The sequence below is a fragment of the Leisingera sp. S232 genome, assembly GCF_049800895.1.
Taxonomy (GTDB): Bacteria; Pseudomonadota; Alphaproteobacteria; order Rhodobacterales; family Rhodobacteraceae; genus Leisingera.
Map to the genome: position 1 here is coordinate 23,370 of NZ_JBNAFX010000005.1, position 25,422 is coordinate 48,791.

The 25,422-nt window shown below is 61.9% G+C and carries 26 protein-coding genes; 13 read left to right on the forward strand and 13 right to left on the reverse strand.

The window, feature by feature from the left end; all coding sequences use genetic code 11:
* Nucleotides 1-3: 3 nt before the first annotated feature.
* The gene (locus ACP151_RS05545) at nucleotides 4-1,707 is read right to left on the reverse strand and encodes an acyl-CoA dehydrogenase (protein ID WP_424977865.1); all 1,704 of its coding nucleotides are present in this window, start codon (nucleotides 1,705-1,707) and stop codon (nucleotides 4-6) included.
* Between the two features lie 141 nt (nucleotides 1,708-1,848).
* On the opposite strand from ACP151_RS05545, the gene ACP151_RS05550 reads away from it, so the two are divergent.
* Nucleotides 1,849-2,820 (forward strand): L-threonylcarbamoyladenylate synthase, encoded by a 972-nt coding sequence (locus tag ACP151_RS05550; RefSeq protein WP_424977866.1) that lies wholly within the window; start codon nucleotides 1,849-1,851, stop codon nucleotides 2,818-2,820.
* Nucleotides 2,821-2,945: 125 nt separating this feature from the next.
* On the opposite strand, the gene ACP151_RS05555 is transcribed toward ACP151_RS05550, so the two are convergent.
* Nucleotides 2,946-3,503, reverse strand: coding sequence for a YqgE/AlgH family protein (locus ACP151_RS05555; RefSeq protein ID WP_424977867.1), 558 nt, complete (start codon nucleotides 3,501-3,503; stop codon nucleotides 2,946-2,948).
* Between the two features lie 179 nt (nucleotides 3,504-3,682).
* Between ACP151_RS05555 and ACP151_RS05560 the strand changes: the two genes are divergently transcribed.
* Nucleotides 3,683-4,504: a protein-disulfide reductase DsbD domain-containing protein gene (locus ACP151_RS05560; protein ID WP_424977868.1), complete on the forward strand. Its 822-nt coding sequence runs from the start codon at nucleotides 3,683-3,685 to the stop codon at nucleotides 4,502-4,504.
* Nucleotides 4,501-4,962: an NUDIX hydrolase gene (locus ACP151_RS05565; RefSeq protein WP_424977869.1), complete on the forward strand. Its 462-nt coding sequence runs from the start codon at nucleotides 4,501-4,503 to the stop codon at nucleotides 4,960-4,962. Before ACP151_RS05560 ends, ACP151_RS05565 begins: the two co-directional genes overlap by 4 nt.
* Here the strand turns inward: ACP151_RS05565 and ACP151_RS05570 are convergent.
* The 6 genes from ACP151_RS05570 to ACP151_RS05595 all read right to left on the reverse strand — a co-directional run bounded on the left by ACP151_RS05570 (nucleotide 4,932) and on the right by ACP151_RS05595 (nucleotide 12,460).
* On the reverse strand, nucleotides 4,932-8,327 hold the full coding sequence (locus ACP151_RS05570) for an efflux RND transporter permease subunit (protein ID WP_424977870.1): 3,396 nt from the start codon (nucleotides 8,325-8,327) through the stop codon (nucleotides 4,932-4,934). The two genes, ACP151_RS05565 and ACP151_RS05570, sit on opposite strands and share 31 nt — an antisense overlap.
* Nucleotides 8,328-8,332: 5 nt before the next feature.
* Complete coding sequence (locus ACP151_RS05575) at nucleotides 8,333-9,787, reverse strand: efflux RND transporter periplasmic adaptor subunit (RefSeq protein WP_424977871.1); 1,455 nt, start codon at nucleotides 9,785-9,787, stop codon at nucleotides 8,333-8,335.
* A 140-nt stretch (nucleotides 9,788-9,927) separates the two neighbouring features.
* Nucleotides 9,928-10,470 carry a molybdenum cofactor biosynthesis protein B gene (gene moaB, locus ACP151_RS05580; RefSeq protein WP_424977872.1) on the reverse strand — a complete coding sequence of 181 codons (543 nt, stop codon included), beginning with the start codon at nucleotides 10,468-10,470 and terminating at the stop codon, nucleotides 9,928-9,930.
* A complete protein-coding gene (locus tag ACP151_RS05585) occupies nucleotides 10,471-11,091 on the reverse strand; it encodes a LysE family translocator (protein WP_424977873.1) in 621 nt (206 codons plus the stop codon).
* The gene (locus tag ACP151_RS05590; protein ID WP_424977874.1) at nucleotides 11,088-11,687 is read right to left on the reverse strand and encodes a metallophosphoesterase family protein; all 600 of its coding nucleotides are present in this window, start codon (nucleotides 11,685-11,687) and stop codon (nucleotides 11,088-11,090) included. The genes ACP151_RS05585 and ACP151_RS05590 overlap by 4 nt, the downstream gene beginning before the upstream one ends.
* Before the next feature lie 8 nt (nucleotides 11,688-11,695).
* The gene (locus tag ACP151_RS05595) at nucleotides 11,696-12,460 is read right to left on the reverse strand and encodes a uracil-DNA glycosylase (protein ID WP_424977875.1); all 765 of its coding nucleotides are present in this window, start codon (nucleotides 12,458-12,460) and stop codon (nucleotides 11,696-11,698) included.
* 186 nt (nucleotides 12,461-12,646) lie between these two features.
* Between ACP151_RS05595 and ACP151_RS05600 the strand changes: the two genes are divergently transcribed.
* From ACP151_RS05600 to plsY, 6 genes are read left to right on the forward strand one after another with little or no spacing between them, the layout of a single operon-like run.
* Nucleotides 12,647-13,597 carry an aspartate carbamoyltransferase catalytic subunit gene (locus ACP151_RS05600; RefSeq protein WP_260017571.1) on the forward strand — a complete coding sequence of 317 codons (951 nt, stop codon included), beginning with the start codon at nucleotides 12,647-12,649 and terminating at the stop codon, nucleotides 13,595-13,597.
* A 5-nt stretch (nucleotides 13,598-13,602) separates the two neighbouring features.
* On the forward strand, nucleotides 13,603-14,136 hold the full coding sequence (locus ACP151_RS05605; protein ID WP_424977876.1) for a hypothetical protein: 534 nt from the start codon (nucleotides 13,603-13,605) through the stop codon (nucleotides 14,134-14,136).
* Entirely contained in the window at nucleotides 14,136-14,519 is a 384-nt protein-coding gene (locus ACP151_RS05610) for a hypothetical protein (protein ID WP_424977877.1), read from the forward strand. Before ACP151_RS05605 ends, ACP151_RS05610 begins: the two co-directional genes overlap by 1 nt.
* Nucleotides 14,516-14,971 (forward strand): hypothetical protein, encoded by a 456-nt coding sequence (locus ACP151_RS05615; RefSeq protein ID WP_424977878.1) that lies wholly within the window; start codon nucleotides 14,516-14,518, stop codon nucleotides 14,969-14,971. The genes ACP151_RS05610 and ACP151_RS05615 overlap by 4 nt, the downstream gene beginning before the upstream one ends.
* A complete protein-coding gene (pyrC, locus tag ACP151_RS05620) occupies nucleotides 14,968-16,287 on the forward strand; it encodes a dihydroorotase (protein WP_424977879.1) in 1,320 nt (439 codons plus the stop codon). The genes ACP151_RS05615 and pyrC overlap by 4 nt, the downstream gene beginning before the upstream one ends.
* Nucleotides 16,287-16,892, forward strand: coding sequence for a glycerol-3-phosphate 1-O-acyltransferase PlsY (gene plsY / locus ACP151_RS05625; protein WP_424977880.1), 606 nt, complete (start codon nucleotides 16,287-16,289; stop codon nucleotides 16,890-16,892). The genes pyrC and plsY overlap by 1 nt, the downstream gene beginning before the upstream one ends.
* A gap of 270 nt (nucleotides 16,893-17,162) precedes the next feature.
* Here the strand turns inward: plsY and ACP151_RS05630 are convergent, their stop codons facing one another.
* Nucleotides 17,163-17,513: a hypothetical protein gene (locus ACP151_RS05630; protein ID WP_424977881.1), complete on the reverse strand. Its 351-nt coding sequence runs from the start codon at nucleotides 17,511-17,513 to the stop codon at nucleotides 17,163-17,165.
* Nucleotides 17,514-17,753: 240 nt separating this feature from the next.
* Between ACP151_RS05630 and ACP151_RS05635 the strand changes: the two genes are divergently transcribed.
* A complete protein-coding gene (locus tag ACP151_RS05635) occupies nucleotides 17,754-18,230 on the forward strand; it encodes a YHS domain-containing (seleno)protein (protein ID WP_424977882.1) in 477 nt (158 codons plus the stop codon).
* 106 nt (nucleotides 18,231-18,336) lie between these two features.
* Here ACP151_RS05635 and ACP151_RS05640 read toward each other — a convergent pair whose 3' ends face one another.
* The 4 genes from ACP151_RS05640 to ACP151_RS05655 form a co-directional block, all read right to left on the reverse strand.
* Complete coding sequence (locus ACP151_RS05640) at nucleotides 18,337-19,707, reverse strand: glutamate--cysteine ligase (protein ID WP_424977883.1); 1,371 nt, start codon at nucleotides 19,705-19,707, stop codon at nucleotides 18,337-18,339.
* A gap of 65 nt (nucleotides 19,708-19,772) precedes the next feature.
* The gene (locus ACP151_RS05645) at nucleotides 19,773-20,300 is read right to left on the reverse strand and encodes a hypothetical protein (protein ID WP_424977884.1); all 528 of its coding nucleotides are present in this window, start codon (nucleotides 20,298-20,300) and stop codon (nucleotides 19,773-19,775) included.
* Nucleotides 20,301-20,414: 114 nt separating this feature from the next.
* Nucleotides 20,415-21,275 carry a GNAT family N-acetyltransferase gene (locus ACP151_RS05650; RefSeq protein WP_424977885.1) on the reverse strand — a complete coding sequence of 287 codons (861 nt, stop codon included), beginning with the start codon at nucleotides 21,273-21,275 and terminating at the stop codon, nucleotides 20,415-20,417.
* 157 nt (nucleotides 21,276-21,432) lie between these two features.
* Nucleotides 21,433-22,158 (reverse strand): 16S rRNA (uracil(1498)-N(3))-methyltransferase, encoded by a 726-nt coding sequence (locus ACP151_RS05655; RefSeq protein WP_424977886.1) that lies wholly within the window; start codon nucleotides 22,156-22,158, stop codon nucleotides 21,433-21,435.
* 12 nt (nucleotides 22,159-22,170) lie between these two features.
* On the opposite strand from ACP151_RS05655, the gene ubiA reads away from it, so the two are divergent.
* From ubiA to ACP151_RS05670, 3 genes are read left to right on the forward strand one after another with little or no spacing between them, the layout of a single operon-like run.
* Nucleotides 22,171-23,133, forward strand: coding sequence for a 4-hydroxybenzoate octaprenyltransferase (ubiA, locus tag ACP151_RS05660; protein WP_424977887.1), 963 nt, complete (start codon nucleotides 22,171-22,173; stop codon nucleotides 23,131-23,133).
* A gap of 60 nt (nucleotides 23,134-23,193) precedes the next feature.
* Nucleotides 23,194-25,083, forward strand: coding sequence for an OmpA family protein (locus ACP151_RS05665; RefSeq protein ID WP_424977888.1), 1,890 nt, complete (start codon nucleotides 23,194-23,196; stop codon nucleotides 25,081-25,083).
* Nucleotides 25,080-25,394, forward strand: coding sequence for a hypothetical protein (locus ACP151_RS05670; RefSeq protein ID WP_424977890.1), 315 nt, complete (start codon nucleotides 25,080-25,082; stop codon nucleotides 25,392-25,394). The genes ACP151_RS05665 and ACP151_RS05670 overlap by 4 nt, the downstream gene beginning before the upstream one ends.
* Nucleotides 25,395-25,422 lie beyond the last annotated feature (28 nt).

A 25,422-nucleotide genomic window follows, 5' to 3' on the forward strand; every position in this document is an offset into this window, starting at 1 on the left:
GTTTCAGCCTGCCAGTTCGTCGAGGCTGAGCGCAAAGGCGCCCGCGGCGCCGGCCTGTGCATGGGCCAGAAGCGCGCTGTGTTCCGGCAGCATCCGGGTGATGTAGAAACGCGCAAGTTTCTCACGCGGGCCACCCTGATCCGCCATTGCTGCGGCCAGATGGTACTGACCGCCCAGCACCCGTGCGAAGGCACGCAAGTAGGGAACACAGCCGGCAAACCGGTCCTGCATATCCTGCTGCGCCACCAGCCATTCCGTGGCCTCACGCAGACTCTCACAGGCCTGCCAGACGGCTTCGGCCATATTCGGATGCGTGGCACGGGCGCGTTCGGCCTGCTCCTCCACCTCATCAAGCAGGGCAAAGGCCATCTCGCCGCCATCCATCATCTTGCGCGCCACCAAGTCCATCGACTGGATGCCATTGGTGCCTTCGTAGATCGAGGTCACACGCACGTCCCGGTAATACTGTGCGGCGCCGGATTCCTCGATAAAGCCCATACCGCCAAAGACCTGCACCCCGGCTTCCGAAACCCGGATGCCGGTGTCGGTGCCAAAGGCCTTGGCAATCGGTGTCAGAAAAGCCGCGCGGGCGGCCCAGTCTTTCCCGCCAGTGGCGGTCTCCATATCGATGGCGCGCGCACAGGCCAGCAGGATCGCCCGGGAGGCAAAGAGGTCTGCCTTCATCTCCATCAGCATCCGGCGCACATCCGCATGGTCAGCGATGAAGCCGCTGGCGGTACGTCCCTGCTTGCGCTCCAGCGCATAAGCCAGCGCGTGCTGATAGGCGCCCTCGCCTGCGCCGACACCCTGGCCACCAACCCCCAGACGGGCGTTGTTCATCATGGTGAACATCGCCGCCATGCCGCCGTGCTCTGCCCCGACCAGCCAGCCAGTGGCGCCGTCGTACTGCATGACGCAAGTGGGGGAGCCATGCAGGCCCATCTTATGTTCCAGGCTGACGACCTTCAGGTCATTGACCTTGCCCGGATTGCCCTCCGCATCCGGCAGGTATTTCGGAACCAGAAACAGCGAAATCCCCTTGGTGCCCGGCACCCCGTCCGGCAGCCGTGCCAGCACCAGGTGGCAGACATTGCTGCAAAGATCGTTGTCACCCCAGGAGATAAAGATTTTCTGGCCGGAGACGGCATAGGTGCCATCCCCGTTCGCCACCGCCTTGGAGCTGAGCGCGCCAACGTCGGAACCTGCCTGAGGCTCAGTCAGGTTCATGGTCCCGGACCATTCGCCAGAGATCAGCTTGGGCAGATACAGTTCTTTGATTGCATCTGAAGCGTGGTGCTCCAGTGCTTCAATCTGGCCCTGGCTTAGCAGTGGTGCCAGATGCAGCGACATACAGGCCCCTGCCATCATCTCATTCACGGCAATGGCAACTGTCTGCGGCAGCCCCATGCCGCCGTGCCCCTGCGGTGCGCTGATGCCGACCCAGCCCCCCTCCGCAATGGCTTGATAGCCGCTGTCAAATCCGGGCGCGGAGCGCAGCACCCCATTTTTAAGATGCGCAGGATGAAGGTCGCCATTGCGCTGCAGTGGCGCCAGAACCCCGTCGCACAGCTTGCCCGCCTCGCTCAGGACTGCGCTCACCATATCATATGTTGCCTCGGCAAACCGGCCCGTTGCCGGAATACTAGCGTAGTCAACTACGTTGTTCAGTAAAAACTCATATTCAGAAACAGGGGCGCGGAAGGTCATGGCAGTCCTTTGACGGGCTTTTCAGGGCGTGTCTGCACGGGCAGTCTTGGCTTCCCGGAGCAGGCCCATTATTGTCTATGGCTTGTCCGATTACCTAAACGGGCCGCTTTTTCAATCAACCAAAACGCCGCGTCACCCTAAATGCCCCAGCAGAACACTGAAATTCTCGCCGCAACGGCAAGCGGCATTTCCCGCGCTGCACAGCTTCTGCAGGCGGGACAGCTAGTGTCCTTCCCGACCGAGACGGTCTATGGCCTAGGGGCTGATGCCCGGCAAGGCGAAGCGGTTGCGGCCATTTATGCAGCCAAGGGGCGGCCATCGTTCAATCCGCTGATTGCCCATGTCCATTCGGCCGAGGCAGCCCGGCGCTATGTGGAATGGAACGAGGTTGCAGAACAGCTTGCAGCGGCTTTTTGGCCTGGACCGCTGACCCTGGTGCTGCGGCTACGGACGGGGCACGGAATATCGCCGCTGGTCACGGCCGGACTGGATACGCTGGGCGTGCGGGTGCCTGCGCATCCGGCTGGCCAAGCGCTGCTGCAGGCGCTGGACGGGCCGGTGGCAGCGCCGTCTGCCAACCCCTCGGGCAAGATCAGCCCGACAACCGCGCAGCATGTGCAAGCGGGTCTGGACGGGCGCATCGCCGCTATTCTCGACGACGGCCCCTGCGGTGTCGGGCTAGAGTCCACTATCATTGGACTGGCGGACATTGGACTGGCGGGGCCAGAGCCAGCGCCGGTGCTGCTGCGCCCCGGCGGACTGGCCGCAGAGGAGATCGAGGCCGTTCTGGGCCGCAAGCTGGCGCAACGGGATATGCACGACCCGCTGACCGCACCCGGCCAGCTGCTGTCACATTATGCCCCCGGCGCGCCGTTGCGACTGAATGCAGGGGCGCCAGAAACCGATGAGCTGTTTCTCGGTTTTGGCCCCGGAACATGCGACCTGAACCTGTCTGAAAGCGGTGACCTGGCTGAAGCCGCCGCCAACTTGTTCGGCCATCTCCACCAGCTCGATGCGATTGGACAACCAATCGCTGTCGCACCGGTGCCGAAACACGGGCTCGGCGAAGCTATCAATGACCGCCTGCGCCGCGCAGCCGCCCCCCGGGATTAGGCGCTGGACGCTGCAAACAGCGCCGCGCCCATCGCAGATGGGCGCCCGGCCCAAGGGTTTTAGGATTATCTCTGATAATCAGAAAACGCGCGGGAGATTTCCCTGCTCTGGGTCACGGGTTGCGTTCAAGCGTGACCAGCGCTGGCCGAGAGCGTCAGCGGATCAACCCCCAGGGTTTTCAACGCCGCGCCCCATTTGCTGTCATCTGCGAGGCCGAATACCAGTTCCGGACTGGCGTCAGCTGTCAGCCAGCCGTTCATGGCGATTTCCGCCTCCAATTGCCCGGACCCCCAGCCAGCGTACCCCAGAAGCACCAGCAGCTGTTCCGGCCCCTGCCCTCCGGCGATATCTTCCAGAATGTCCAGTGTCGCGGTCATCGAGAAGCCCCCTGGAACTTTCAGTGAACTCACATCCGATTCGTAGTCCGGCGAATGCAGCACAAATCCGCGCTGCGTCTCCACCGGACCGCCAAAGCGCACTGGCAGTGCCGACGCCGCGCTGTTCTCGCCGCCCATGTCCAGCTGCTCCAGCAGATCGCCAAGTTCAACACCGTCAGCAGGCTTGTTGATAATCAAGCCCATTGCGCCTTCCTCTCCGTGCGAGCACAGGAAAATTACCGAATGCTCAAACCGCGGATCGCCAATTCCAGGCATTGCAATCAAGAGCTTGCCAGTCAGATCCATGAAATTCCGTCTTTCTGCTGCCTCCCCCCACCATGACGCGCACCCGCTTGCCGCGCAAGGGGCGCATCCGCGCAACATTGCCCTGGCTCCGGCAAATTTGCCGCAAACACAGCAAGATGGCCGGGCCATGACCGGATCGTGACTTGGCAAACCTGCCAGACAGGCGCATGTATTTCCGCATGAAACAGATGCTGAGCAAATCCGCAGCCGCCGCCTTGGCCCTGCTGACCCTGGCAACCGCAACTCCGGCGCTTTCCGGCGCTGCAGATGGCGATATCGTTCAAGTCGAAGTGCTGGACGGCGGTATGACCCCGCGCGGAACTCAATTGAGCGCCCTGAAGATCACTCTGCAGCCCGGCTGGAAAACCTACTGGCGCACGCCTGGCGATGCTGGCATTCCACCCAGTTTTTCCTGGCGCGGCGCCCGGAACATCGGCAGGTTGTCGATCACCTGGCCGTCACCGCAGGTGTTCCTGACTTCCGGCTACCGCACCATCGGCTATCATGACCAGCTGGTGCTGCCAGTGGAAATCACGCCAGAAACGCCCGGCAAGCCCGTGCGCCTGAAGGGGCGGATGCAGTTGGGGGTGTGCAAAGATGTCTGCGTCCCAGCCGAGCTTTCCTTTGATCACCAACTGGACAGCAGCGCGGGCCGCAATCCGGCAATTGCCGCCGCGATGGCAAGCCGCCCCTGGTCGGCCAAGGAAGCCGGCGTGCGCAAAGCCGTCTGCAGCCTGCGGCCGTCTCAGTACGGCATGACGGTCACAGCCCGTATCTCGATGCCTTCAGCCGGCGGCGAGGAGATTGCAGTGATTGAACCCGGCAACCCGAGGCTGTTCGCCGGTGAAACCGTCACCCGGCGCGAGGGCGGCCAACTGATCGCCGAGACCGAGTTTCTGCCCGCCGACAGCCAGCCTTACGCCATTGATCGCTCGCAGCTGCGGATCACCGTTCTGGGACAGAACCACGCAGTAGACATTCGCGGCTGCAGCGCCGGATGAGAACAGCTGACAGCCCTGCCCGCCCGGTTCTGGGCACAATTGCCGTGGTCTGCCGCCATTTCGGTGGCCAGGATCACGTTATCTTGGTGCAGCGCGGCAAGGAACCGAAGGCGGGCTGGTGGGGGTTTCCCGGCGGCCATGTGGAAATGGGCGAAACCGCGATGCAGGCCGCCGCCCGCGAACTGATGGAAGAGACCGGGGTTGCCGCCACACCTCTTGAGTATCTCACCAATGTGGATGTGATTTCCCGCGATGCAACCGAAGCAGTACAGCGCCAGTACTTGCTGACAGTGGTTCTATGCGAGCACCAAGGCGGCGAACCGGTGCCCGCTGATGACGCTGAGCAGGCCGAATGGGTGCCGGTTGCAGAAATCGAATCCCGCGGCTTGCAGCTGCTGGATCAGGTGGGCGAAGTGGCCCGGCTGGCTCAGGCACGCTGGCGGGCATTGAGCCGGTAAGTCAATCCGCCTGCCGCATAGGACAGCACCGCCAGCAGCAGCGCCCCGACGGCAAAGGCCAGAAGCCCGGCACGGACAGGCTCCATCGCAGCCAGCGTCGGGACCAACCGCAACGCCGGGTGCAGCGCGCCGGTGGCCATGGCCCATAGCAGCGTCATCATAAGCCAGCCCAGCTGCGCCAGAGACGCGCCCAACACCAGCCAGCGCAGCCGCCCTGCCCCTTGCTGCAATGCCCGGCGCAGCGAAGCCAGCGGCCGCGAGAGATCGCGCTGCATGGCGATCAGCGCAGGCACCACCAACAGCACCAGGAACATCCCGAACCCCAAACCGTAAACCAGCGTGATCACCGTAGGTTTCAGAAACTGCGCCTGCTGCGAGCGTTCAAACAGCAGCGGTGCAAGGCCCAATACAGTGGTCATTGTAGTCAGCATCACCGGTCGCAGCCGGTCTGCCGCCGCGTCGATGATCGACGGGATCAACCCGCGATCCTGCGCATATTGATCGATGGTGGTCACCAGGACGATAGAATCGTTGATGATGATCCCGGTCATTCCCAAGAGCCCCACCACGGTGAACATGGAGAGCGGCACCTCCCACACGTAGTGACCCCAGATGGTCCCGACCAGGCCGAAGGGGATGATTGCCATCACCACCAGCGGTCGCGTCCAGCTGGCGAATATCCAGGACAGCACAAGGTAAACCCCGGTGAGGCAGAGGATCAGCCCTGCGCCTGCTTCCTGCAGAAAGGTCTGCTCCTGCTCTGCCAGCCCGGACAGGCGCCATTCCACCTGCCGTTCGCTGGCGATTTTTGGCAGTATTTCGTTCTGAAGCGCCTGAGTGACGGCTTCGGCGCGGGCGGGGTCGTCCTCTGAGATATCCCCGGTCACGCTGATCACCCTGATACCGTTTTCACGCCGCACAGTTGAAAAGCCGGTGCGCTGGGTGACGAACACAATATCCGCAAGCGGCACATAAATACCGCTGGGCGCCCGCAACAGGGTGCGTTCCAGAAAGTCCGCAGTCAGTTCATTTTCCGGCAGCTCCACCCGGATCGTGGCACTGCGCGGACCATCGGGGTAGGTCGCGGCCTCGATACCATTAAGCCGTGCCCGCAGCGCCTGTCCCAGGCTACCAATGGTGAAGTTCAGCGCCTGCCCCTGAGGAGTAAGGTCGAGGATCACTTCCTCCTTGTCGTAGGCAAGATTGTCCTCAACCGCTGAGACTTCGGGGAACCGCAGCAATGCGGTTTTCAGGTCTTCGGAGGCATCTTTCAGCACCTGCACGCTGGGGCCTGAGAATTGGACATCCAATGCATCACCACCAGGCCCCGACCGCCAGCTGCGGAAGGAAACTGTCTCTGCCATCGGGTGACGCGCCACCCGCTGCTGCAGCTCCGCCACAAAGGCGAAACTGGAATAGGGGCGCAGATCGGCGTCGATCAGTTCGATGGAAATGCCGCCCAGAAGATCCGTATCCTTTGCCTCTACTCCGCTGAGGCCGCGGCCAGCATTGCCGCCGATTTCGGCGATCACGAAATCCAGCGGGTTGCGGCCATAGCGGTCTTCGTATTCGGCGCCCAGCGCCTCAGCTGCGCGCTGCATTTCCTGCATCATCATCATGGTGTCAGCGCGGCTGGCGCCCTCCACCATGGCAAAATTGCCGGTGACCGAGCCGCGCTCGGGCGCATTGAAAAAGCGCCATTGCACATCGCCATTGATGAACAGGGCCGCCTGGCTGGCCAGGATTGCCAACGCGCCAGCCAGCACCGCGTAGCGCGCAGTCACGATCCAGCCCATCAGCGGACGGAAGGCATGGTCGCGCAGCCAGCGGAACCCGCGGTTCACCATCCTGTTCGGCCAGTCATACCAATGCCGTGCCTGGGCATGGGTCAGCGCATGGGCCATATGGTTGGGCAATATCAGGAAGCATTCCACCAGCGAGGCCGCCAGCACCGCAATCACGGTGAAAGGGATGTCGCGGATCAGTTCACCGAACCGCCCGCCAACCAGCGTCAGGCCAAAGAAGGCGATGATGGTTGTAAGGGTTGCGGCAAAGACTGGCATTGCCATGCGCCGGGCTGCGTTCTCTGCGGCCTGGATCGGGCTTTCACCCAGCCGCCGGACCCGGAAATCGGCATGCTCACCCACCACGATGGCGTCATCCACCACAATGCCCAGGGTGATGATCAGGCCAAACAGGCTAACCATGTTAATGGTGATACCTGCCGCATACATAAGGGCAACAGCGGCAAACATCGAGGCCGGGATACCCATCGCCACCCAAAAGGCAATACGGGTGTTCAGAAACAGAAACAGAAGGCACAGCACCAGGCCCAGACCCATCAGGCCGTTGTCAATCAGAATATCCAGCCGGTTGGTGATCGACTGGGCCCGGGTGCGGATCAGCTCTGCCGACACCCCTTGCGGCAGGCTGGCCTGCATCTCATCCACGACATCCTGAACCTGCGCCTGCAAACGGATGGCATTGCCTTGGTCGGACCGGTCCACCCGGATCGACATCGCCGGGTTGTCATCGACAAAGTAAGACCGGTTACGGTCGACGCCTTCGACCCGGATCTGCGCCACATCTGCGATGGTCAGCACCGAACCGTCGGCATTGGTGCGCAGGACAATGGCAGCCAATTCATCCGGTTTGCGTTTCTCGCTGCCGGTGCGCACCCGCGCATTGGCGCCGGCCACATCGCCGGCAGGATCGGCATCAACCTCTGCAGCTATCGCCTCGGCAATCTCCTGCATGGTGATGTCATGAGTAATCAGCTTGGCAGTTGGCACTTCGACAATGGTTTCGGGCGCTGCTACGCCGCGGATTGTGGTGCGCGTGACACCGGCTTCAAACAGGCGCGCAACCAGCTCATCCGCAAAGAGGCCCAGTTGCCCTGCCCCTACAGGACCGGAGATCACCACATCCGTCACCCGGTCCCGCCAGGCCCCACGCCGCACTTCCGGCTCTTCAGCTTCCTCCGGCAGGGTTGTGATGCCATCCACTGTGGTCTGCACATCGTCGGTGGCCTGGCCCATGTCGGAGCCAGGCTCGAATTCCAGCGTCAGGGTGGCCTGCCCTTCGCGCGAAATGGAAGAGGTTTCCTCTACGCCGTCCACGGCCAGCAAAGCAGGTTCCAGAACCTGTACGATGGCGCTGTCCACATCCTCGGGGCCGGCACCGTCCCATTCGACAGATACTGTGACGCGCTCGACGATCACATCAGGAAAGAACTGCGCGCGCATGTTGGGCATCGCCGCCGCGCCCAGCACCAGCATGATCAGCAGCAGAAGATTGGCCGCAGTACGATGGCGGGTGAAATAGCTGAACAGCCCGCGGGCCGGCCTGGGTAGCTTGCGCGCCATGTGCTTTAGCCTCCCATCCGGGATTCGATCCGGCTGACAAGTCGTGCAGGCACTTTGGCTTCAGCAAGCTGCTGCAGCATTTTGGCTTTCATCTCAGTGGGCATCCGGCTGTTACCCTCAACCAGCGCCATCAGCCGGGCACGGCGTTCCGACGTCAGTTCGATCAACTCAGGCAGGACCTGCGCCTCAGCCCCCTGGCGCAGTGGGCGCACTTTGATGCCTGCGCCAAGCAAAGGCGTGCGACCAGTCACAACTTCACGTCCTTCCAAACCGAAGCCACGGATCAGAACATCTTCGCCCTGGCGCCGCACCAGCTCGACAGGAAGCGTCTCCAACCGGTCTTTCCCGTCCAGCAACAGCACAGTGCTGTCAACGCCCAGAGCAGAGGCAGGCACCCGTGCGACCGCGCGGACCTCTGGCTCTGTCACATGGACGGTTACGAAATCCTCTGGTTTGAATCCCGGAGCCAGGCCGAGACTGGCATAGACCAAACGTCCGGTCTGCCCGTCACCCGCAGCGCCGCTGGCCCGCGAAACCCGGCCCTCAGCACTGAGCCCGGCGCCAGCCGCATCCAGCCGCACACGTACGGGGGCTTCCAACAGGCGGCCGTCCCCATCAAGGAGCCGGGCATATTGCGCGGTGGAGACACGGAACGCGACCTCCAGCAATCCCGGGTCAACCAAATCCGCAAGTTTTTCATTGGCGGACACGAGCCGACCCTGCACCAGGCTCACTGATTGCAGGATACCGTCGAATCCCGCCGTGATAGTGGTATCGTCCAGGTCGCGGCGCGCTTCATCCAGCGCAATCTGCGCCCGTGCTACCCGGGTGGCGGCCTGATCCGTGCGCGCCGCTGCCTGGCTGACCGCCTGACGGCGCGAAATTACAGTCTGACGGGCCTGCACCGCAGCCAGTTCGGCGGTTTCCACAGTGGCTGCGGTCCCGACACCGCGTTCCTGCAAGTCCACTTGCCGCTGAAAAGCACGTTCACGCAGCTGCGCCTGATCCTGGGTCGCTTGAAGTTCGTCCTGTACAAGGATCAGCGCCCGGCCCGCATCGCGTTCCTCGGCGCGGGCGTCCATCATATCGGCCTCGGCGCGGTCCAGCGCAGCCTGCGCATCCGCCGGGTCGATTTGCACGAGCACTTCACCGGCCCGGACTGCCCCGCCTTCTTCGAAGTCCTCCGAAAGCTGCACTATCCTGCCGCCAGCAGCTGTACGCAGCTCCAGCGTGCGACGGCTTTCGACGCGGCCAAAGGCTGTGAGTTCTGGTGCCACCGTCTGCAATTGAGCGGTCACAACATTCACAGCATAGACCCGCTCGCGCACGGGCGGCACTTTGCGTTCGGCATTCAGCTGCGCGTCGATTGCTCCAAAAATCAGATGCCCTGCATAAAGCAACAGGGCCGCCGTCAGCGACGCCAGGAAAAGCCCCATCATACTTTGACGCAAAAAGCGCATGTCTCTTCCTTCCGGTGGCGGCGGCTGCCGGGACTTCATATGGCAAGCTGCGGAGCAAATGCCGCAACTGCGCATGGCCCCCGCTTGTTTGAAAATATAGAATTTCCGCGCAGGTTTACGAGGTTATACGCCGCGCGCGGTTACTTCCGCCGCAGATGTTCATCCAATCTGGGCATGATTTCCACGAAATTGCAGGGCCGGTGACGATAATCAAGTTGTTTTGACAGGATTTCGTCCCAGCCGTCCTTGCAGGCCCCGGGGCTGCCGGGCAGCGCAAACAGATAGGTCCCACCTGCCACGCCACCAGTTGCCCGCGACTGCACGGCGCTGGTGCCGATCTTTTGCATCGAAACCCAAGTGAAAACCGTGCCAAAAGCCTCGATTTCCTTTTCATAGACATCACGATGCGCTTCTACCGTCACATCCCGCCCCGTCAGCCCCGTACCGCCTGTGGAAATCACCACATCCACCTTTGGGTCGGCAATCCAGACACGCAGCTGCGCCGCAATCTCTGCCCGCTCATCCCGGATGATCTGACGGTCCGCCAAAGTGTGCCCCGCCGCCTGCAGCCGGTCGACCAGAACCTGTCCGGACCGGTCCTCCTCCAGCTTGCGGCTGTCTGAAACCGTCAGCACCGCGATACGAACGGGGATGAAATCCATGCTTTCGTCGATCCGGGACATCTACGCCCTCTCCATTACTGCCAGCCGAACGGCCAGCCCTGCAAATATTCCTGCCGAGATCCGGCTCAGCCAGCGGGCAAACACCGCAGAGCCGGTCAGCCGCTGTCTGGCCTGATCCGCAAAGATGCCCACCATGCCGTTGATAAAGAACCCGCCCACAGCCAGGATCAATCCGAAAATCAGGAATTGCACCAGCACCGGCCCGGCCTCGGGCAAAACAAATTGCGGCACGAATGCCAGCACAAAGAGGATCACCTTGGGATTGGCCAAATTGACAAGGAAGCCGGAGCGGAACGCCCGTCGGGCAGGAACCGAAGGCATATCGGTCCGAACCGGCCCGCTGCGCAGGGCGCTGCAGGCAAGATACACAAGATAGCCAACGCCGATCCAGCGGATCACATCAAACAGCCCCGGCAGGGAAGAGACCACCGCCCCCAACCCAAGCCCGGCCAGCGCCACATGCACCATGCTGCCAGCTGAAATACCTGCGCTGGCCGCCACCGCCGTGGCGCGGCCGGACCGCAGCCCCTGGCCCAGGCAGAACAGCATGTCCGCACCAGGTGTCAGGTTCAGCGCCAGCGCAGCCGGTATGAAGACCAGCAAGGTAACAGGATCGATCACGGCTCCACCTCGAACCAGTTGGCTGCCGGACCCAGATTGGCGACCTGCGTCTTTCCCAGAGCGCCGCGAAAGCCCCAGCAATCATGCACATGCCCGCACAGCAGCACCTGCGGCTGGAGCCGTTCCGCCGCCGCCCGGACTGCAGTGGAGCCAACAGAAACTCCGCCCGAAGTCACATCGCCAAAACCTTTTGGCGGCGAATGGGAGATGACTATGTCCGCATGATCGCAGGCTGCGAGCATAGCTGCAGCGTGAACCTCGCTCAGGTCGCAGGACCAGCCGCCAAAAGGCGTTTCCGGCACCCCGTACCCCAGCCCGAACAGGCGCAGCCCTTCAAAATCCAGGCCCTCACCGTGCAATACAGAAGTGCCGGGAAAACCGGCAGAGCGCAGTTCATCCGCACTTTCACCATTTCCAGGCACCGCCACCATCGGCGCCTTCAGACCCGACAGCATGGCCACCGCCCGGTCCAGCCCCTGACGCATGTTGCAGAAATCGCCGGCTCCGATCACCAGATCCGCACCCGCGCTGGCTGCCACAATATCAGCAGCATGGGACGCTGAGAGGTGCAGATCAGAGAATGCAAGAATTTTCATGGGCTGCCTCAGGTCAAACTGCCAAGCCGCGCCTTCAGTTCCAGCAGGTCGGCCCAGGCCAGCCGTTTCTGCAAGGGCTGACGCAGCAGGTAAGCAGGGTGGAACATCGGAATGGCCGGCTTGCCCCAGGCCTGATCCCATTGCCCCCGCAGCCGGGTGATGCCGCGTTTGCCCAGCATGGCCTGACAGCTGATGTTGCCCATCAGCACCAGCACTTCCGGCTCCGCTAGCGCCACGTGCCGTTCCAGGAAGGGCGTCATCATGGCAATCTCCGCCGGCAGCGGGTCACGGTTCTGCGGCGGCCGCCACGGCAGCACATTGGTAATATAGACATTTTCAGACCGGCTGAGACCGATAGCCTCCAGCATTCTGTCCAGAAGCTGTCCGGCGCGGCCCACAAAAGGCTTGCCTTGCAGATCCTCGTCGCGGCCCGGCGCTTCGCCAATTATCATCACCCGAGACCCCGCCTGACCATCACAGAACACCAGATTGCGGGCGCCGTGTTTCAGCTCGCAGTGACTGAAGTTTTCCATCGCGTCGCGCAAGGCCGACAGAGAGGCAGCCCCCTTTGCGGCCTTTCTGGCAGCGTCGACGGGGTCGACTTCCTTGGGTTTGGGCGGCGCTGCAGGAGCAGCACCCGGTTTCGGCTTGGGGGCCGCCTGCTCCAGCGCATAGCGGTCAACAGGTTCGTCGCACAGCGCCTCGGTGGCACCAAGCTCAACCTGCCACTCCAACAGCGCCTTGGCGCTCCAGTAATCCAATGCCGATTCCATGCACCCAAGCTACCCCGCCCGCCAGGCAAGCGGAACACCCCGCCCCCAAGTATTCTCCGTCAAACCCTGCTTCTTTGTGCAAATACTCCGGCGAGCGCGCGGGACCGTCCTCCCTGGCCTGCTCAGCCTTGCCGCACGGCACCACCCCGCCTATAAGAACCCGCAAATCAAGCGGAGCTGCCCCCTATGTCCTTCGAACACCGCCACCTGCTTGGCATCGAACCGCTGAAACCACATGAGATCACCGCGATCCTCGACCTGGCAGACGATTACGTCGCGTTGAACCGCCGCCCCGAGAAGCATTCCGACGTTCTGGCAGGCCTTACCCAGATCAACATGTTCTTCGAGAATTCCACCCGCACGCAGGCCAGTTTTGAGCTGGCCGGCAAGCGACTGGGGGCGGATGTCATGAACATGGCAATGCAAGCATCCTCGATCAAAAAGGGTGAGACCCTGATCGACACCGCGATGACGCTGAATGCGATGCACCCGGACCTCTTGGTGGTGCGCCACCCGCATTCCGGCGCGGTGGATCTGCTGGCCCAGAAAGTGAACTGCGCGGTGCTGAATGCTGGCGACGGCAAGCATGAACACCCCACCCAGGCCCTGCTGGACGCGCTGACCATCCGCCGTTCCAAAGGGCGTCTGCACCGGCTGAACATCGCCATCTGCGGCGACATCGCGCATTCCCGCGTGGCGCGCTCCAACCTGATCCTGCTCGGCAAGATGGAAAACCGCATCCGCCTGATTGGCCCGCCCACCCTGGTGCCCGGCCAGTTCGCCGAATTCGGCGCAGAAATCTATGACGACATGCGCGAAGGGCTGAAGGACGTGGATGTGGTGATGATGCTGCGCCTGCAGAAAGAACGGATGGACGGCGGCTTCATCCCCTCGGAACGCGAATACTACCACCGCTATGGCCTCGACGCTGCCAAGCTCGCACTGGCGAAGCCCGATGCCATTGTCATGCATCCCGGCCCGATGAACCGGGGGGTGGAGATCGACGGCACGCTGGCAGATGACATCAACCGCTCAGTCATTCAGGAACAGGTCGAGATGGGCGTCGCTGTGCGGATGGCGGCGATGGATCTCTTGGCCCGCAACCTGCGCGCAGAGCGCCAGGCCAAGGCAGGCTGAACCGCTTGGAAGGTGTCATCCATATCCCGGCAGGCGAGCGCGGTGTGATCCGTCTCTTTGCACTCGACATGCGGCCCGAGCAGGCGGCGTTTCTAAAGGAACCCGGCGCGCTGGCGCAGGTGCTGGGGATTGCGGCGCTGGACATGGATCAGGTGGAGATCTTCCCGGTCAGCGACCTGGAGGACATAGGCCTGGTGGGCTATCTCAGCGAAGGATGCGGCGTGCCGCGGGCCCAGGTTGAGCAAGACCGTGAATTGCTGCAAGGGCTGGAGGGCTACGTTCTGTTGATCCGTTCCCGTGCCTTTGACGATGTGGAAACCCGGTTGACGCCGGCGGATCAGATCATGCTGCAGGGCACCTATGGTGAGCGCCAGACCAATTGGAACGCGGCACCTGCAAGTGCCGAAAGCGCCAAACCCTATTCTGCGCCAAAGCTCTCCCCGCGCCTGGCCCGGGCGCAGGCCCGTCGCATAGGGGCCACGCTGTTTGCACTTGTCATGGCCCTGATCGCCTTGGCTGTCTGGGCGCTGGTGTTGTGATGGAGGACACCTCTTTCACGCCGGACCGCAGCGCCTATGTCCGGGCGCATGCTTGGATGGCAGCGGTTGGCATGGGCGGTGCCATGGCCCTGTTGTGGGCTTTGAACAGCCCGCATGTCTGGACCGGCGCTGTTGGCGGGCTGGCTGCAATCGGCCTGCGCGGCTGGTACATGGCCAGCGAGGAAATGGCCGTGGTCTGGACCCTGACCAAGGAAACTCTGACAGGCCCCGTCGGGCGCTCTGTTCACGTCAGTCAGATTGAAACTGTCAAAACCATGGGCAGCTATGTGCAGGTGATCACCAAGAGCGGCGACAAGCACCTGATCAAATACCAGGCCAACCCGAGCGCGACGGCTATGACCATCGAAAGGGCTGCGACATGAGCGGGCGGGAATGGTGGCAACAGGAACTCAGTGAAGATGAGCAAGTTTTGTGGTCCAGCCCGCCATCAGCCGCTCTGGTCCCGCCTCGTTTCAAGTGGCTCTACTACCCATTCGGCGTGATAATTCCGCTGTTATGGATGATACTGCCATTTGATCAACCCACGGCATGGGATTTTTGGAAGCTGCTGCTGGTGACTGCGGGATGCGCTGTTGGCCTATTGGGCCATCAACACGTCCGCAGAAACTGCAGATATGCAGTCACAACCCGAAACGCCTGGGAATTGAACAAATTCACCAAGTCCAAACACCTGCCCATCGACATGTTTCTCCATTTCAAAGCAACCCGGCACGGAGTTGACTTTGAACGCCACCCTTCTTTCTCCTTTGACCACCTGTCTGATCCGGATGCGGCTATCCGGGCTTTGAAACAGGCTCAAGAGGTTCATAAATGACTGACCAAGCAACCCTTTTCACCAACGCCCGCCTGATTGATCCCGCAGCAGGCACCGATACGCCCGGCATTGTTCTGCTGCAGAATGGGCGGATTGCCGCGGTTGAAAAAGGCGCCGCAGATCCCGCCCAGTTGCTGCACGACCGAGGCATTGCAGCGAGAGACGTGACAAAAGTGGACTGCAGCGGCAAATGCCTTGCGCCGGGGATTGTCGATATCGGCGTCAAAGTCTGCGAACCGGGCGAGCGGCACAAGGAAAGCTATAAATCCGCCGGTCTTGCGGCGGCGGCGGGCGGTGTCACCACCATTGTTACCCGCCCCGATACCGCCCCGGCCATCGACAGCCCAGAAACGCTGGAATTCGTGACCCGCCGTGCCCAGGCCGACACATCTGTGCACGTACTGCCGATGGCGGCGCTCACCAAAGGGCGCGAGGGCCGCGAGATGACAGAAATCGGCTTCCTGATGGATGCCGGCGCGGTGGCCTTTTCTGACTGCGACCATGTGGTCAGCAACACCAAAGTGTTTCAACGGGCTCTGTCTTATGCTCGCTCCTGCGATGCTTTGGTCATCGCGCATCCGCAAGAGCCGATTCTGAGCAAAGGCGCGGCTGCAACCAGCGGCAAATTCGCCGCGCTTTACGGTCTGCCCGCAGTGTCGCCCATGGCAGAGCGCATGGGTCTGGACCGCGATATCGCGTTGCTGGAAATGACCGGCGCCAGATACCACGCCGACCAGATCACCACTGCCCGCGCCCTGCCCGCGCTGGAACGCGCCAAGGCCAATGGGCTGGATATCACTGCGGGCACGTCGATCCACCACCTGACATTGAATGAACTGGATGTGGCGGGCTACCGCAGCTTTTTCAAAGTGAAGCCGCCGCTGCGCTCTGAGGACGACCGGCTGGCCGTGGTCGAGGCCGTGCGGAGCGGGCTGATCGACATCATCTCATCCATGCATACGCCGCAGGACGAGGAAAGCAAACGGCTGCCGTTTGAGGAAGCCGCCGCCGGTGCCGTGGCGCTGGAAACCCTGCTGCCGGCCGCGCTGCGGCTGTATCATGCTGAACTGCTGGATCTGCCCACCCTGTTCCGCGCCATGTCGCTGAACCCCGCCAAGCGCCTGGGGCTGGAAAGCGGTCGTCTGGTCGACGGCGCGCCTGCGGATCTGGTGCTGTTCGACCCCGACGTGCCGTTTGTGCTGGACCGGTTCAAGCTGCGCTCGAAATCGCAGAACACGCCCTATGACACCCAGCGCATGCAGGGACGGGTCGAAGCAACCTATGTGGCAGGCGAACCTGTCTACCGGAGGGACTGATGCCGGTTTTTGAAAGCACTGCAGCCATTCTGATCCTCTGGGCCGTCATCGGCTACGGGTTGGGGTCGGTTCCCTTCGGCCTGGTGGTCACCAAGGTTCTCGGCCTCGGCAATCTGCGTGAAATCGGTTCGGGCAATATCGGCACCACCAATGTTCTGCGCACCGGCAGCAAGGCCGCCGCGGCACTGACACTCCTGCTGGATGGTGGCAAGGGCGCGGCGGCGGTGCTGCTGGCCCGTTTTCTGGCCGGCGAAGATGCCGCGCAACTGGCCGGGCTCATGTCCTTTCTCGGCCATTGTTTCCCGGTCTGGCTGGGATTCAAAGGCGGCAAAGGCGTCGCGACCTTCCTGGGGCTGATGCTGGCGCTGGCGTGGCCGGTGGGGATCGCCTGCTGCCTGACTTGGCTGGCTGCAGCAGCCATGTCCCGCATTTCCTCTATGGGCGCACTGGTTTCGGCAGCCTCTGGCGCGGTCTGGGCTCTGCTGCTGGGCTATCAGCCTGTGACGGTTCTGGCTGTTCTTCTGGCGGCTGTCGTCTACTTCCGCCACTCTGCCAATATTGCTCGGCTGCGCGCAGGCACCGAACCACGGATCGGCCAGAAGTAAGCCCGGAAACAGTCAAAGGCAGGCAGACTGCCTTTGTGGCCGCCTTTGACGCGCGGCCTTTGAGCAGGTTGACCGGTCTTGCCAAAAGGCAGACGTATTCGGTCCTCTGAGAGGATCTGGTGAGCGGCAAAGCCCAAATGCGGGTGGCGCGCGAACCAGGCGGAACAGATTACATCTGCCCGGCACCCAACCGGCTGGTCTTCGGCGCGCTGTTGACGCCTTGCGACATGCCCAAAGAAATGGTCATCCGCTTCGTACTGGCACATGTGGTTACGGAATTAGCCGCTCAAGCCCACGGCCGTTTGCCCAGGTTCCGTGCAGCTCTCCGCTGGGCATTCGGACATAGACAACCGGATCCGGTTGCCCCCAATCAACCCAGACCACATCGCCATTGCGGGTACCGGTCCCTGCATAAGACTGGGCGCCAACCTGCCAGCTCATCTCGATCATGCCGCCGTTGTCACGGATCTGCACTGTGCCGGAGTACGTGCTGCCATCAGGATTGCGGCCTTCTGCACTGTAGCTGCCGCCGACACTTTGGGCGCCGGCTGGCACCGCAAACAAGGTCAGCGCCGCAAAACAGGCCAGGATTGTCCGGCGGGTTCCGGTCGCCAATGTCATATTCACCTCCATTTGGATTGCACCCAGTCTGCCTTGCGGACATCCGGCTGTCACCTGATTTGCGCATGTGTGCACAGGCATAACTGGTTCTGCGCACATTCAAATTGAGTTGTTTTGAACGTGATCGGCCGGCTCTCCACATGGGTTCCGTGACCCGCAGCATACCGCGGCACGCATGGTGAAACCCCGGCCGGAAGATCAATTCCGATAAGCAGGCCGGATTATGAAAGGATAGAAACCATGAATAAAGTAAAGGCACTGATCAGCGGTGTGGCTCTGTCGGTTGCGCTGGCAACCTCGGCAATGGCAGCAGGTGTTGAGATCAACGCATCCTCCACCGGCCTGGCCATGCAGGGCTATGACCCGGTCGCATATTTCACAGATGGTGCCCCCACCAAGGGCAGCTATAAAATCACAACTGTTTTCAATGACGCAACTTACCGCTTTGCCTCGGAAGAGCACAAAGCGGCCTTTGAGAAGAATCCCGAAGCCTATCTGCCGGCATACGGCGGCTATTGCGCCTTTGGTACTGCAATGGGCTTCAAATTCGACGGTGACCCGAACCACTGGAAGATCGTTGACAACACCCTGTACCTGAACCTGTCGGCTGACATTCAGGAACGCTGGGAAGGCGACATTCCGGGCATGGTGCAGAACGCCAACACCAATTGGGAAGACATCGCCGAAAAAACGCCGTCTGAATTGCAGGCGCAGTAAGGCACAAGCCACCACTCAAGTGCAAAAAAGCGGGCGGTGGGATCACCCACCGCCCGCCTCTTTAAGGAAAAGGCCGCGCCTGGAGCGCGGCCTTTTCAATGCAACATCAGTAAGCGAACTCACTGTAGATACGGCTTAAGTCGCCTTCCCAGGCACCATCGTAACGCGCCAAAAGCTCATCCGCAGGCACGTTGCCGCTGTCGAGACTGTCTTTCAGTGCGTTCAGGAAGTGGGTTTCATCTGGCACCAGCCCGCCTGCGCCCGGTCTTTGCCGCGCTTTGAGGCCGCTTTCGGAAATTGCCACCACCTCGCGGGAAAGCTCATGCATGCTGATGCCGTTCACCTTGGCTTGCAAACCATGCTCAGCGGCCGCAATACGCAGTCCTTCGCGGGTATCTGCATCCCACCCTTTGACCAGGTCCCAGGCTGCATCAAGAGCCGTTTGATCATAGGTCAGGCCAACCCAGAAGGCAGGCAGGGCACACAGGCGGCGCCAGGGTCCGCCGTCGGCGCCGCGCATCTCCATGAACTTCTTGATCCGCGCTTCCGGGAAGGCCGTTGTCAGGTGGTCCGCCCAATCCGACAGTAATGGCGTTTCACCCGGCAAAGCTGGCAATTCCCCTTTCAGGAAATCACGGAACGACATGCCCAGCGCGTTGATATACGCGCCGTTGCGGTAGACAAAATACATCGGCACATCGAGCGCATATTCCACGTAGCGTTCAAAGCCGAAGCCTTCCTCGAAGACAAACGGCAGCATGCCTGTGCGGGCATCATCGAGGTGGCGCCAGATGTAGCTGCGCCAGGATTTGTGACCGTTGGGCTTGCCCTCAAAAAAGGGGGAGTTGGCGAACAGCGCGGTAGCAACCGGCTGCAAAGCCAGGGCGACGCGCAGCTTTTGAACCATGTCTGCTTCGGAGCCGAAATCGATGTTGACCTGCACGGTGCAGGTGCGGCGCATCATGGCACGACCCATGGTGCCGACCTTTTCCATGTAGTCGTTCATCAGCCGGTAACGCCCCTTGGGCATCAGCGGCATTTGCTCATGCTGCCATTCAGGCGCCGCACCAAGCCCAATGAAGCCAACACCGATCTTGTCGGCAATATCTTTCACTTCGCGCAGGTGCGTATTCACCTCATCGCAGGTTTCATGAATGGTCTCTAGCGGGGCCCCGGACAGTTCCAAGGCACCGCCCGGCTCCAGGCTGACGTTGGCGCCGTCCTTTTCCAAACCAATCAGATTGCCAGCCTCGGTCACGGGCGCCCAGCCATAGCTGTCACGCAAGCCGGTCAGCACAGCTTCGATGGAGCGTTCACCGGCATAAGGCAGCGGTTTCAGAGTGTCCTTGCAATAGCCAAATTTTTCGTGCTCGGTTCCGATACGCCAGTCTTCCTTGGGCTTGCAGCCGTCGGCTAGATACTCGGCAAGCTGCTCGTGGCGTTCAATCGGTCCGCCGCCGGACTGGGGAATGGACATGCCTGGCACTCCGTCCTGTTAGAGATGTTTTGAAGGATCAGTCGTGGGCGGAATCGCCGGCAGTGTCAATGCAGGCGCTGATGATCCGGGCGACTGGCAGAGCGCTCCCAGATCACGACCTGGTGAGGGCCTGCATTGCGCAATACGCTCAGCATCTTCTCGGTCTTCAGACCCGGCAAGGCGGCAAAGACGTCGAACAATGCCTCATTGCCTTCAGCGTTGACAGGTATCGCAAGAGGCGCCTGGCCCGGCTGTTCCAGCAGCCAATGCGGCGGTTTCGACGAAGGATCAAGCGCCAGGCGTTCCAACTCGGACGCAGCCACCGCCCCGCCGGTCAAAGGGCCGAAATAGGCGATCTGCCCCTCATCAACCTGCACGACACCCGGTCCGCCCGTGCCGCTGCGAAAGCGCATACGCTGAGCGCCGATGATCGCAGTTACCAGCCCCGTTGCCACCAACGCCCAGCCAGTGATTGCCGTGAAGCCAAAGGACGCGAACGCCAGCTTGACGCCCAGAAGGAACATCAGAACAGCGGCTATAACTTCCCGCCAACGCCACAGTTGAGCGCGAGCCTCAGGGCGGATGAAACTCATGTGTTTCGCCTCATTCTTTCCGGTCGGGCAAGCACCCGGCCTGCCCTTCCTATCTGTGCGGTCCTGACGGCTGATGCAATGGCCCGTGCAAGTAAACTGTCCGATGCCCCGCCGTCATTCGCAACGAACCGTCACCGGCTCGCTGAACTCAATGATCCGGTAATCCCCGATTCTCTGGAAACCCAGCTTCTGATACGCCCTGACCGCTGCCGCGCCGGAAGCAAACAGGATAGCCTCCTGAACGCCTTCCTCATGCACCTCGGCCAGATGCAGCGCAACAGCGCGGCGGGCGAAGCCGCGGCTGCGCTGTCCGGGCGGTGTAAAGACGCCGCCGATCTGCACGATCTCTGGCAATGCCGCGTTAAAGGCAGTCATGGCTACTGGCAGACCGCCCAGTTCCAAAATCCGGCCCCGGCCGCTTTCCACCAGCTCCTCCGCCCGGCCAGTCGACCGCTGCCGGATTTCGGGCAGGTCTGCGGAGCCAAAAACCTCCTTGTCGTAGGCATGGCGCCATTCCGTGATCAGCGGCACGTCTTCGGGATGCATGGGACGCAGGGTGCTGCCGCCAGAGGGCAATTGCAAGTCTTTGAGAGGTAAGCGGAAATGAGGTTCAGTGTCGGAGAATCCGATCTGCTCCCAATCGACATTCAGAACCTCGAGCATCGCATCAGCCTGCCGCGCCTCGCCGTTCAGCGCCGCAATCCGCCGCCCGTCCAGCGCGCGCCGCAGCGCGCCGCCTGCAGCGGGTCCAATGCCAGGGGCCTCAAAGGTCAGGAAGCCGTCCTCTGTCAGGCCGAAGACACCGTTCAAACCACTTGCATCCTCGCTGAGCCAGACCGAGGTTGCCTTCGGGTGGCCAACCGCATTCAGCCCGTGATCACGCAGATTGCCCGACAGGAACATGGACGTTGCCGCGCGCGGAGCCAGGAACCCCTCAATTGCCTGCAAATCACCCTGTTCTGCCCTGCGAATCATCTTGCCCTCCATGATCTGAACCAGCCCTTGTATTGCCGCCCGAAACGGCAGGCCTGTACCGAGCATGTGGTGGCAACAGGGCCTAATCAACTCCGGGTTGCGATCAATTTAGCAGGAATTGGTTTCCAGAGTCTGAGTTCAGGGGGCAAGCAACCGTTTACCAGTCCCCCAGCGCCTGCTGCCAAAGGGTCATGGCTGCCACCGCAGCGGTGTCCGCACGCAGGATGCGGGGACCGAGGCTAACCACATGGGATTGCGGCAGGGTGTGGAGACGCTTGCGCTCGGCATCGGAAAACCCGCCTTCGGGGCCGATCAGGATCGCCCAGGGCGCCCCCGCCTGCGTCTGGGCAGCCAACTGCAGCGCCTTGCCCACCTCGGCCTCATCACAGAACATCAATTGCCGCTCCTGCGGCCAGGCGTCCAGCAGGCGCGAAAGTTTTTGCAGTTCGCCAACCTCGGGCACATATGTGCCGCCGCATTGCTCAGCAGCTTCAACCGCATGCGCTTGCAGCCGGTCCTGACGGATACGCTCGGAATTGGTGAACTCGGTCTGCACCGGCAGGATGCGGGCGGCGCCCATCTCTGCCGCTTTTTCGACAATGAAATCGGTGCGTGCCTTCTTGATCGGCGCGAACATCAGCCACAGATCCGGCGGCAGCTGTAGCGGCTTGGTCTGTTCGCGGCATACAAGCGTACCGCCGCGCTTGCCGGCCTCGGCAACCTCCGCCAGCCATTCGCCATCCTGTCCATTGAACAGCGCCACATGCGCACCGGCGCCCTGCCGCATAACCCCGAACAGGTAATGCGCCTGATCACGATCCAAGGGAACCGATTGCCCTGCCCCCAAAGGGTGCTCTACATACAGTCTGATTTTTGCACTCATGGGGTCCTACATATGCAAGGCCAGAAGCCAGCACCAGAGGGTCAGGTCGCGGACGCGGTCAAGGGAAACTGGGTGGACATATATGCCCCGGAATGGACCCGGCCCTATCTGCGCCTCAGCCGTGCCGACCGGCCCATTGGCACCTGGCTGCTGCTGATCCCCTGCTGGTGGGGGCTGGCCCTGGCCATCCTGGCAGACCAAAGCCCGCGCTGGAGCGACCTGTGGATCGCCATTGGCTGTGCAGCCGGCGCCTGGCTGATGCGCGGCGCGGGCTGCACATGGAACGATATAACCGACCGCAATTTCGACGGCGAAGTGGAACGCACCCGCTCGCGCCCGATCCCTTCGGGCCAGGTCACAGTCAAAGGCGCGCTGGCCTGGATGGGGCTGCAATGTCTTCTAGGCCTGGCGATCCTGCTGACCTTCAACCAAGCGACCATCGCTATGGGCATCCTGTCGCTGCTGCCAGTAACTGTTTACCCTTTTGCCAAACGCTTTACCTGGTGGCCGCAGGTGTTTCTGGGCCTCGCCTTCAATTGGGGCGCCATGTTGGCCTGGGTCGCACATACCGGCACAATGGGCTGGCCTCCGGTGCTGCTGTATCTGGCCGGCATCGCCTGGACGCTGTTTTATGACACTATCTATGCTCATCAGGACACAGAGGACGACGCGCTAATCGGTGTGAAATCCACCGCCCGGCTGTTTGGCACAGAAACTCCGATGTGGCTGCGCCGTTTCATCGTGGCCTTTGTCTGCCTGATGGCCATGGCGGTGATCGGGGCAATGCTGGAAACGGCCTCTGTGCTGGCATTGGTGCTGGCGCTGGCAGCGCCCTGGGCAATGGGCTGGCACCTGACCTGGCAGCTGCGTATTTTTGACGCGGAGAACAATACCCGGCTGCTGCAATTGTTCCGGTTGAACCGCGATACCGGCCTGATCCCGCTCATCTTCTTTGCCTTGGCCATGTTCGCGTGATTGAACCATTTCTCTGCGCAGGGTAAGAGCCATTAACTGACCAAGGGAAACTGCCGCCACATGCGCTTGTCCTCTCTGCTGATCCCAGGCTTGGCCTTCACTGCCGCCGCAGGGCTGAGCCTTGTTGCTGCCGGGTTTGCCGTCACCACGGTGGAACGCAGCACCGAAACCGCGGTACGGCAGTCGCTCGACGCTGCCGGGCATACCTGGGCCGAAGTCACGGCGGACGGTCTGCAAGTCCTGGCCGAAGGCACGCCCCCCGACGAGGCGACCAGGTTCACAGTGATTTCTCTGATCGGCAGCGTGGTGGATGCGGCACGGATCATCGACGGGATGGAAGTTCCGCCGACCAAAGGGCTGACACCACCGCGGTTTTCCGCGGAAATTCTGCGCAATGACAGCGGCATTTCGATTATCGGCTTGATTCCGGAAGGATCCGGCCGCGAGGCAATGGTCGAACAGTTGAACGCCTTAGCAGCGGACGGCAGCGTGGCGGACCTTCTGGAAACGGCTCAGTACACCAAACCCGACGGCTGGCAGCAGGCCCTGGATTTTGCCGTGGAAGCATTGAAACTGTTGCCACGTGCCAAGATTTCAGTAGAGGCCGGCGCGGTTTCCATCACCGCCATTTCAGGCAGTGAAGAAGCCAAGCACCAGCTGGAGGAGCAGCTTGGCCGACTGGCTCCGCCAGGATTGCGGCTGGCAATGGATATCGCGGCGCCAAGGCCGGTGGTTACCCCATTCACCTTGCGGTTCCTGCTGACCAAGGACGGCGCCCAGTTTGATGCCTGCACCGCCGAGAGTGAAGCCAGCCGCAGGCGCATCCTCGACGCCGCACAAGAGGCCGGACTGCAAAGCGATACGGACTGTGTGATCGGCATGGGCGTGCCCTCACCCAACTGGGCCCGCGCAGCAGAGCTGAGCATCGCCAGCCTGGCTGAACTGGGTGGCGGTTCCGTAACCATTGCCAATGCCGACATCACCCTTGTTGCTGCAGAAGGCACTGCCAGCGGCACCTTCGACCATGTGGTCGGAGAGCTGGAAACCGCCCTGCCCCGTGTTTTTGCCTTGCACGCAGTGCTGCCGGTTCCCGTGGCATCTGACACCGCCGGCCCTCCGGAGTTCACTGCGACCCTCAGCCCCGAAGGCCAAGTCCAGCTGCGAGGCCGACTAAGTGACGCCGCCCTGCGCACCGTAGCCGACAGCTATGCCAAGGCACGCTTTGGCTCGGCGAATGTGCATACGGCCACCCGGGCCGTTGCGGACCTGCCGGCCGATTGGCCGGTGCGGGTGCTGGCGGGTTTGGAAGCGCTCTCATATCTGCAGCGCGGTTCAGTGACGGTAACGCCGGAAAACCTGGAATTGCGCGGCATGAGCTACCGCAAGAACGCCCCTTCCGAAATCGCGCGCTTTTTGTCTGCCAAGCTGGGCGAAGCAGAGACTTATGACCTTGATGTATCTTACCAAGAACCGCCGGCCCCCAAGGATCAGCCAATCCCGCCGGAGTTGTGCGAAGCCCAGCTCGCCGGTGCTCAAAGCGAGTCGAAAATCACTTTTGAACCGGGCTCTGCCACCATTGCGGCGGAAAGCGCCGGCACCATGGACCGGATAGCCGAAGTCCTGAGCCGCTGCGGCCCGGTCCGCCTGGAGATCCAAGGCCATACCGACAGCCAGGGCCGTCAAGCCATGAACCAGAACCTTAGCCAGGCGCGCGCGCAATCAGTTCTGAATGAATTGCGCGCGCGCCGGGTGGTGACCTCGACATTTGCTGCCAAAGGTTACGGCGAAAGCGAACCGATTGCCGACAATGGCACCGAGGAAGGCCGCGAAGCCAACCGCCGCATAGAATTCAAGCTGATCCGTCCGGCGGAGCAGACACAAACAAGCGACGACGGCAGCAGCCCGGAAGCCGAAAGCGCAGATGATGCACAGGAGACACCAGAGGAATGAACAGGACAGAGTTCATCATCACCACCGCGATCATCCTGTTTGTGGCTTTTGCCATGGGGTGGTTCGCCAATTGGCTGGTGCACCGGTTTACCCGCGTGCGGCAAAGCGATGTCGCCGATCTCGACCGAATGAGCCAGGAGCTGCATGAGGCAGAGGAAACCCGGGATCAGGCGATCACCTATCTGCAGCAGCGCGAGGCGGAGCTGACCAATCAGCTGACCCAAACCGAAGCGGAGTTGCGTGCGGCAATGGATGGCCTGCGCGAAGCCCGCCGCGAAACCGAGGAACTGCGCAGCCAGATCCCGCACTGATAACAGAGCCCAGCGCGGCACTCCCGCG